We start from the raw sequence: 1,581 nt of genomic DNA on the forward strand, positions 1-1,581 counted from the left end.
ACGGGCGACTGGGGGATGGGTTCGACAGGTGTCGGTTCGTCGTCAGCGGCGCCGGAGTCGTTGTGGCCGTTGGCTGCGGCGAGCCGCTCGGCCTCGGTCGGCATGAGCGGGTTCGCGCCAGCGGCAACAGTGGAGGTGTCGACCGACAGGGCCTCGCCGTCCGGGAAACGTTGCAGTGCCTCCTCCAGCTTGGCGCGCAGCTGCTCTTTGGTCACTCCGACAGTCGTCGGGGGCATAGTGAATCTCCTTCAGGTCCAGTGGTTTGCAGGTCAGTCGCCGCTGTCGTCGTTTTCGTCCTCCGCGTACGGGGGTTCACGCCAGGCGTCGGACCAGGCGGCGGCGGCGAGGTCGGCAGGATCGACACGGCGGTGCACTTCCATGCGCAGCGCGATCCCGAACGGCAGGTGTAGGGCGAGGCGGATCACTCGGAACCTGCTGATTCGGCCGGGTCGCGCCAGGTGAGTTCCAGCCACAGCGAGCCGGGCTCGCCTTGCACGGCTTCGTGAATGATCGGTTCGGGCTTGGCCATCCAGCGGGGCGAGTCGTCCTGGACCATGCCGTAGCCGAGCTGCGCGGGCACCGCACGTTTGGTGCGGCGCGAGACGCCTGCGGTCTTGCCGACGGTGAGGGCGTCACAGGCGGGTTTCAATGTGGCCCAGAGGTTGTCGGTGTCGCGAACTCTGTTATCGCGTGGGCGGTAATGCAGTTGAACGGTGACGTGGTCGACGCCGCGCGGCAGGAACGCAATGGCGGCGAGGCGACACACGTCCTTGCGGATCTGTTTGCGGGCCCGGGCTTTCGCGAACGTGGCTCCGCGCGAGACGCCGGAGTCTTTCATCGAAAGCGGCGGTCTCGAGTACGGTAGCGGCAGGATGGCACTGTTCATCGGGTTGGTTCCTTGCGGTGTCGATGGCGGTCGACGAGGCGGTCAGAGTTCGACGGTGACCGTGGTGTCCGGCGGCAGCGTGAGCAGCTTTTCCGTCACGAATCCGGTGGTCACAAACGCGACGATGTAGCTCGATTTGTGTTCCAGGCCAGTGAGTTTCACACGATGGGCGCGACCATGATCGCGGTAGATGAGCGACTTGCCCACGTCGTGGCTGTTGAGCTGGCCGAACGGTTTGATCATGCTGTCGCCCTATGTACCCGGCGGTGATTGGTTTGGCAGCCGAGGCAGCGGCCCTTCGAGTGATGGCGGACGTGTCCTTCGGGGGCGTCGTCGTCGCGACCGACCATCGGGAGTTCGCAGTCGATACAGTCGGACGGCCGCAGCTGATAGACCTTCGCCAACTGCCCGGATCGTTCGGTAGCGGTGTAGCAGGCTTTGCACATGCCCCGGGCGGAGAGGCGGCCTTCGTTCACTCCGAGGGGTTGTCCAGCGGGGATGAGGCGGCGTTCGCAGCCGGGGCAGACCGGGATACGGTCTTCAGGGCGGCCGTAGCGGTTGATCACTTCGCGCAGCGCGATGGTAGTGGTGTTGTCGCCTCGGCAAACGATTCCGGCGGCGATCACGCCGTCTGCCGGAAGAGTGATGTCTGGTTCGGTGACGAGCTGCCCAGCACCCAGGGCGGCCCGCGCGCA

At 65.8% G+C, this 1,581-nt stretch carries 5 protein-coding genes; all 5 read right to left on the reverse strand.

Going from position 1 to position 1,581, the window contains the following annotated elements; genetic code table 11:
* A partial coding sequence (locus ACIA76_RS43710) for a hypothetical protein (protein WP_397161488.1) occupies positions 1-236 on the reverse strand: 236 nt, incomplete at its 3' end.
* 33 nt (positions 237-269) lie between these two features.
* Complete coding sequence (locus tag ACIA76_RS43715; protein WP_397161490.1) at positions 270-425, reverse strand: hypothetical protein; 156 nt, start codon at positions 423-425, stop codon at positions 270-272.
* Positions 422-886, reverse strand: a complete 465-nt coding sequence (locus ACIA76_RS43720) for a hypothetical protein (RefSeq protein ID WP_397161492.1) — start codon at positions 884-886, stop codon at positions 422-424. The genes ACIA76_RS43715 and ACIA76_RS43720 overlap by 4 nt, the downstream gene beginning before the upstream one ends.
* A 42-nt stretch (positions 887-928) precedes the next feature.
* Complete coding sequence (locus tag ACIA76_RS43725; RefSeq protein ID WP_397161494.1) at positions 929-1,129, reverse strand: hypothetical protein; 201 nt, start codon at positions 1,127-1,129, stop codon at positions 929-931.
* Positions 1,126-1,581: hypothetical protein (locus ACIA76_RS43730; RefSeq protein WP_397161496.1), on the reverse strand; the 456-nt coding region annotated here is incomplete at its 5' end. The genes ACIA76_RS43730 and ACIA76_RS43725, both read right to left, overlap by 4 nt.

This window comes from Nocardia sp. NPDC051570 (genome assembly GCF_044454005.1).
Taxonomy (GTDB): Bacteria; Actinomycetota; Actinomycetes; order Mycobacteriales; family Mycobacteriaceae; genus Nocardia.